A 6805-nucleotide genomic window follows, 5' to 3' on the forward strand; every position below is an offset into this window, starting at 1 on the left:
GGTATTGATGACCACCGCATCCAGTACATCAATCAAAGGGCTGTTGGCCGGATCCCGAACAGCTTTTACCGCATAAGCCAGATCCGTCATACTGCCAAACTCTTTGATCTCAATATTCTTTACCAGCTCTTTCCACTGGTAAATATAATCGGAGTAGTAGAGTCGCTGCACTTTCTTGCTGAGTTTGGTAAGCTCTGCAACCGATGCGCCGGACATATCACCCTGAATAGACTTGAACTCTTCAAGCTGTTTTTTCAACAATCGAGATTTAACTGATAAATCTATTTTTGAAAAGCCCTGGCGGGTATAAAGCTCAGGTAACAAGTAGCCATGAAAACCTGACTTGAAGCGGAACATCGATGAAAATTTGTCACCCAACTGTCGACGCACATCCACCCGGTTACGGTACTCTGGCAACGTCTTGATTCGGGCATAGATCAGGCGCTCAGGAGACAGACCCTCGAGATTCTGAACCGCTATCGAAATCAATTCTTCGTTAGGCTCAAGAGCATGACTATAGTCACTGCCAAAAAGATCTGTCATCAAGAAACTAAGCTGATTAATACTATCCGCAGAGATCTCACCCTGCTCGTCAAGAGTATCAACCAGATAATTAATCATTTCGTCCTGATCAAGACGCTTGGCATCAAACAGCATTTGATAATAGCGCAGCAGCTCAAACACCTTACTAGGGTTACCCAAGCTCACGTAAACATACAACTCGCTACTCAGAAGATCGGCAATCTCAGGCAGAAGGAACAACTGTAACTGCTGCTGATATACATGACGGATCTGCTCCGCCGTATCTTCTTGCTTAATACTGACTTTTTGATACCAGTGAAGCGGCTTTGAACCTTGCTGATCGACAACCCGTAATTCATTGAGAACAGGGATCAACTCTGCAAGGCCATTGTGTCCTTCCTGTAGCCTGTTAACATCGCTACTATACAGGCTCAGCTCTGTTACAGCTTTACTCCTGAATGCTTCATCATCATTCCAGTTATCTCGAAGCTGCAGGCCAAAAACGGCAATCACCCCAACCAAACCACAGACAAGAGCGCATCGAGCAGCTAGATAGCCATAATGACGCTGAGTATTCACCCCGACAATATCAGCTTCAGGCAAGATGACATGACTGAAGATCCTGCTCGAAAATAGATTCTTGCGACCGGGTGGTTGGGAATGGGTTATATCCGCATTAAAAGCAGCTTTATCGGCCACTAGCTGTGTCAGGAGGTCATAAATCATTCCTTTTTGCCCAGTGGTTACCAGATACATCCCGCGTAACCAGACAGCCTGACGAACTCGGTTCTCTCGGCCTATATTTGTAAGCAGTTCACTTGCCCGCTCAAAAAATACTGACAGCTGATAGGGTAATGCGATGACAGAGTCTGTTTCATCTTTGCGAGCTTCACGCAACAGCTGAAATTGCTGCTGGACCAAATTCTTCAGAATCTCCTGGCACGACAGATCAAGCTTATGTGACTCAAAATGATGCGTCTCTCCAATGGGGAAAGTTACGCCAAATGGGTTTTCAACATCACGACCGGAGTAGCTGGCAAAGAAATTAACAAAATCAGAAATCGTATCTGCTTTTGTAAATACCGGATAAACAGGCAGTACCAACCCAGTTTGTTCGCCGAGCTGAAGAATCGCCTCCTGGTGATTGGTACTAAGAACAAGGCGAGCTTTCTTATCGCATTGCAAAAACTGATCACAAGCAATGGCGCTGATCACTCCATTCAGAGCTTGTCTTGGGCGGTACTTCAGCAATTGTTTAGCCAGCTCACGCCACAGGCTTTCGTCAATGCCTTCGCTGTCAAACAAACGATGGCCGACCTCAATAACAACAGCATCATCATTGCTCCAAAAACGGATATATTGATCGGTATCGCTTTCACCAATAGAGCGATGTAATACGGGTTCTAGGTTGTTTTGCTGCAATAGGCTGCTCTTGGCATCATTTTCTCCGCCCAACAGCACATACCAAGGCAAGTCATATATACTTTTCAGCTTATTGCCACGGATTCCGTGTAATTGCTTAACCGCCGCCTTGAACAACAGACGAATCGTTCTGACATCCTGTTTAAATAAAATGGATTGCTCGTGCTGTTTGTCTTTCTCTTTGGATCGCACTGGTCGATAACAAAAGACCAATGCCAGTAGCGCCGCAACCAAAATCCCCAGCAAAATAGCAGACTTGTATACAGGATCCGATTCCGGATCAACGGGAATCCATAGCCATGCTGCGCCAAAGCAAGCAAACAGAGCTATCGACAGCAAAAGTAATGGCTTGTTTAGTTTCATCATTGTTATTACTGCCTATTTCGACGAACAGTTGCATTAAGGCCAAAGCGAACATTTAATTCATTTTTCAGAAGGTTAGCTTTTGTCATATCCGCCTGATTCGGCACGATAAGCTCAGTACCATCGGCTACATCATGTAGTTCGACAGGGTAACCTGCAGCTTTGAGGTCTTTTTCTAGTCGCTCGCCATCGGCACGTTCAGCAAATCCAGCGAGTAAAACCTCCCATCCAGCCTTTGGAGGGGTAGCACTCTCAGGCTGAGGCTGTTGTTCTTTGTCAGCTTTAGCCAGCCCCAAATCTTCATCAGTACTGACATAAACCAAATCCTTGCTTGAAGAGCCATGGTCAAACCCTTCCATCTTCAGCGAGCTAAATGCCAACAAGGTTGCTTCACTTCGGTTGTGATACCAGTACTCTGAAAAAATATACGAGCCAAGGAGTACCAATAGAGTTATGAACAACAACTTTGCCGCGCTGAGAAAGCACCAAGGCTTTTTCACTTCCGGCAACTCTGGCGTTTTAGGGACAAGCAATACTGACTCTTCACGGTAATAACGAATAATCGTATACAGCTCAGACTTAAGCTCATTAATTTTCTGGCGCTCGGAATGGCGATATTTCCCAAGGAAACCCAACATGATCAGCACATATTGCAACTCAAGAAAATCCACCAGCTTTGCTGGTTGGCGACGGGCCTGATCAAGTAGGTGGAAAAAAACCTCACCGCCATCACGCTGATTAAATACCTTGCTCAGCAGAGAGTGATTCTCCCAACGCGACTTCTCCCCCCAACTGGTATAAAGGATCGTTTCGTCGAATGCAGCACAGATTACAAAACAACTTTTTTCGATAACACTCGGATGGTAGTCCAGAAACAGCCCTCGTTGTTTATAGTCTGCAATAGCATCAAGCAACTGCTGACGGAACCCATCGATATCGAGCGGCGATCCCTGGCGCGGCAAACTGACTAATAATGAAAGCAGCTCACTTGCGTTATTTAACAGCGGGTTGCGGTAAATTGCCAACTGCTCAATCAGCTTTTCGGTACCACTTAAGTCTAGTGGCGAAAGTTTCTCTTCCGGCTTTGCCTGTCGAACTGGATCGGGGCGGCGGATCGCTATCGTCTCTTGCTCATTAAATAATGATGTCATGCATTTAGTTCCTAGCGAATCACAATAAATTCAATATCAACATCACCGATACGACTATCAATGTGCAAAGCGATCGGTTCGTCTTTCTGAATAAGTTCTCGCCATAGTGGTGACTGAGTATCTATCTCAAAATATGCAGCATCACTGCGCGCTTTTAGTTCAGACGGCGGAACCGGAAGCGTTCGTAACGGCACACCGGAGAGCGCATTACGGACTAGATCAGCAATAGAACTATTTCCTGCCAACTTACTCGCCAGTGGAAATTGATCACTAAGCTTTATCGACCCAAGTTCTGACGACACCACCAAGACAAAACGCCCGCCATTAAACAGTGCACGATCCTGAACAAGAGTCCGCAGCAAACGACGTTTTTCAAATAAGCTCGAATCCCATACTAGGGTAGTTAGACTGTCGAGCTGCACTTCACGGAGTAAAATCCTGATATCAGAGAACAAGTCTGCAAACAGCGCATAAAGGCGGCCATGCTCCCAGCGTCCGTATTCCTGAGGCATATTTCCTTCCAGCCCCTGCATCTCACCAACAATTTTCTGGCATTCATGATAGATATCCTGCGGAGCTACTGTGCCGGTATCGAGCCAGGACTTAACAGTTGGCAACCAGCGCCCCAGCGCCTGCATCCACAAATAATCACGAATCAGGGCTTGATGACTTTTACTGCCAGATTCAACCTGAAGGCGTTGAGATATACTACGTGCCCGGTACTGCATCTGAGCGTAGATATCATTGACATTATCCTGCAGGTAGTCAGATACCGTAAAATGCAGACAAACAGGAATAAAGGCTTTGTTCAGGGCGACCTCACCGTCCGCCTTATGCTCGGTTACATGAGCAATAGGAACAACGGTATAATCCTGCAGATCATCCCCTTCCAGCTTCAACTCTATATTTAGGCAAGCCAACTCAAGCTGGAGAGCTTCACTCTGCTCTCTGCTGGTATCGAATACATTATGATCATGACGATGATAACGACGGTGTTTGTCTTGCTGGTTGCCAATGTCCACTACGCCAGAACGGTAAATAGGCAGTGCCAGATAGACCAGTTTGTCGTTCGTCCCGGGAGGCACTTCAAGCGCTAAACCATTCTGTACATAAAATGGTGTACCATCAGGGAATAACCCTTTCGCCCGCTTGATACCGACTTTTCCGATATTAGTTAACGCACTGTCGAGCTCTAGCTCCACCAGACCAAAACGGTTTGGGATCATCAAATCACGATAGTCTTTTACAAAGCCTTCAAGGTAGCGCTCTTGTTGCTGGAAATGCTGCGGGCTAAGGAACATACCTTCAGACCAAACGACTTTTTTCTTATCCATTTTTGGTTAGTCCTCTTTACCGGTAATACTTACACTGATGCCATCAACCTTGGCGTCAATCACAACAGGCACCCCGGGCATGATCTGGAGAATCGCTTTGTTCTTGGCTTCACGAAAATCAGCAAAGGCCGCCACTATTGCGATATACTCCGTCTCGGGAATCAACGGAATGACCACCTGACGTTCTTCGTTGGGAAGCAAGCTGTCGAGGTTCCGCTTAGAGAGCAGTCCTGCCTTAAGCACCCCCTGATCATCGTTATACAAATCAATAAAGCTGGCTTGATTAAAGGCCTCACTATCCTGAAGTTGGTAAATACGTACTTCCAGCGGAGATGCCAAGTCATCAATGTTCGGGTTGATATTATTGGCGGCTTCAATATTGACGATCACCTGTAATGGCGTTGCGTCCTTCCAAAACGCTAAATAACTGCATCCACTGAGCAGGAAAACGCTAAGAACCATAAAGAGCTTTTTTGCCATATCACTGTTCTCCGAGGGATTGTTTAATTCGTAAACTCTCGCTGAAATAGGCTTTGAATTTTAACTGCCATTCTTGATTGTCCTGCTGGCGAAGGAAATAACGCTTATACATTTCCCAATAGTCCGGCTTAGGGCTAAAAAAACCGGGCCGAACCAAATCTTTGAACATCTCTTCAAGGTTGGTCGGAGCCATCTCGTCCATCAGCCTGCCAAGCGCCATTTCAGCAGCCTGAATCATCATTTCCTGTTGCCTTGCCTGCATCATCAGGAGTTGCTGAGGATCCATTCCAACCGACGGAAGGGCTGCGGGTTCGGATTTTGTCGAGCTCTGGGTCAGAGAACTGCCCTGAGCTGGTCGAATACCGGTTACAAACGGAACTGAAGCGAGCAGCTCAGACTGTTCATCGGAAAAGGGGTCATCATCAAAACTGTCATCTTTGAGCTGATCAATATGCATATGCTCAACTATCGGCAGCACTTCCGGTTCCATATCGGCGAAAGGATCCAATTCAACATTTGTCGTATTTTCCGATAATGTCGAATCAGCAAATGCGGAAAATGACAGCTTTTGTTCCTGCCGTACTGCTTCTCCCTGCACAGGTGGTTCCTTTACAGGACACTCACTGCCAAAAGGATCATCAGCCCAGTCTCCTAGATATGATGACTCTGCAGCAACGGAAGGTTTGCTCTGCGCACGCTCCGGCACAAAACAAGATACCATTATCCGATACTGCCCAAGGTCCAGGACATCACCATCACTAAGGCTAGAACTGTTATCCTTTCCCAGCGGCTGGTTATTGCCATTAATAAACAGTCCGTTAGTACTGACATCCATTATCTGATAGCCGCGACTTCCACGGTTAATAATTGCATGCGTACCCGAGATAGTCCTCGATGCATCTGACAATTGCATAGTGGTACCATAGGAACGTCCAATGCTTCCCCCCTCTTCAGGGAAATTCTTAGTCCATTCCGAAATGGGCTCTCCATCAGGAGAGCTTATAATTCTTAGTGATAATGGCATATTACCTCTCCTTACACAGACCAACGGCTTGGTTAAACTCACCGACAAACAGCGGGTACTGCTTGGTAAATTTCTTTGAAAAATATACCCCTAGAGGCTTTTCCTTAACAGCGATACGAGTGATCGCGCGATGGCTGATCCCCAGACTTTCAATCGCCTCTTTCATCACAAATTCATTGGCAAGCACTGCCCCGACTTCACCAGTCAACAGTAGCTCTATCAGAGTGCTCGGGTGACGCGGTTTTTTCTCTACCCGATAGCCCGACTTGTGTAACCAGAACCACTTGTTCGAACCAAAAATCGCCGTAACTACAGCCTCTTTCTTGAACATTTCACTTTCGGTATCAATCGAATCAGACAGGCTGAACCAGCTCCATACCTGGTTAAGTACAGGCTGGGAAAAATCGGCATAACTGTCACGAATTGCATTTTGTGAAGCCAGAAAGAAACCATGATGCTCTCCCACTTCAACCAATATCTGCGCCCGATCCCAATCGGTCATAGTGATC

The 6805-nt window shown here is 46.4% G+C and carries 6 protein-coding genes; all 6 read right to left on the reverse strand.

Annotated features, from left to right (window positions below; translation table 11 throughout):
• A partial coding sequence (locus tag MHN01_RS12085) for a type VI secretion protein IcmF/TssM N-terminal domain-containing protein (RefSeq protein WP_239411581.1) occupies positions 1-2310 on the reverse strand: 2310 nt, incomplete at its 3' end.
• A gap of 5 nt (positions 2311-2315) precedes the next feature.
• Complete coding sequence (icmH, locus tag MHN01_RS12090; protein ID WP_239411582.1) at positions 2316-3458, reverse strand: type IVB secretion system protein IcmH/DotU; 1143 nt, start codon at positions 3456-3458, stop codon at positions 2316-2318.
• An 11-nt stretch (positions 3459-3469) separates the two neighbouring features.
• Positions 3470-4792, reverse strand: a complete 1323-nt coding sequence (gene tssK, locus MHN01_RS12095) for a type VI secretion system baseplate subunit TssK (protein ID WP_239411583.1) — start codon at positions 4790-4792, stop codon at positions 3470-3472.
• A gap of 6 nt (positions 4793-4798) precedes the next feature.
• On the reverse strand, positions 4799-5272 hold the full coding sequence (gene tssJ, locus MHN01_RS12100; protein WP_239411584.1) for a type VI secretion system lipoprotein TssJ: 474 nt from the start codon (positions 5270-5272) through the stop codon (positions 4799-4801).
• Between the two features lies 1 nt (position 5273).
• Positions 5274-6296, reverse strand: coding sequence for a type VI secretion system-associated FHA domain protein (locus MHN01_RS12105; protein ID WP_239411585.1), 1023 nt, complete (start codon positions 6294-6296; stop codon positions 5274-5276).
• 1 nt (position 6297) lies between these two features.
• Positions 6298-6805 (reverse strand): ABC transporter substrate-binding protein (locus MHN01_RS12110; RefSeq protein ID WP_239411586.1); only part of this gene is annotated, 508 nt, incomplete at its 5' end.

It is taken from the genome of Photobacterium sp. OFAV2-7 (assembly GCF_022347985.1).
Lineage (GTDB): Bacteria > Pseudomonadota > Gammaproteobacteria > Enterobacterales > Vibrionaceae > Photobacterium.

Coding starts and splice junctions, on each gene's coding strand:
- tssK (WP_239411583.1), bottom strand. CDS start 4,792: ATGGATAAGAAAAAAGTCGTTTGGTCTGAAGGTATGTTCCTTAGCCCG.
- MHN01_RS12105 (WP_239411585.1), bottom strand. CDS start 6,296: ATGCCATTATCACTAAGAATTATAAGCTCTCCTGATGGAGAGCCCATT.
- tssJ (WP_239411584.1), bottom strand. CDS start 5,272: ATGGCAAAAAAGCTCTTTATGGTTCTTAGCGTTTTCCTGCTCAGTGGA.
- icmH (WP_239411582.1), bottom strand. CDS start 3,458: ATGACATCATTATTTAATGAGCAAGAGACGATAGCGATCCGCCGCCCC.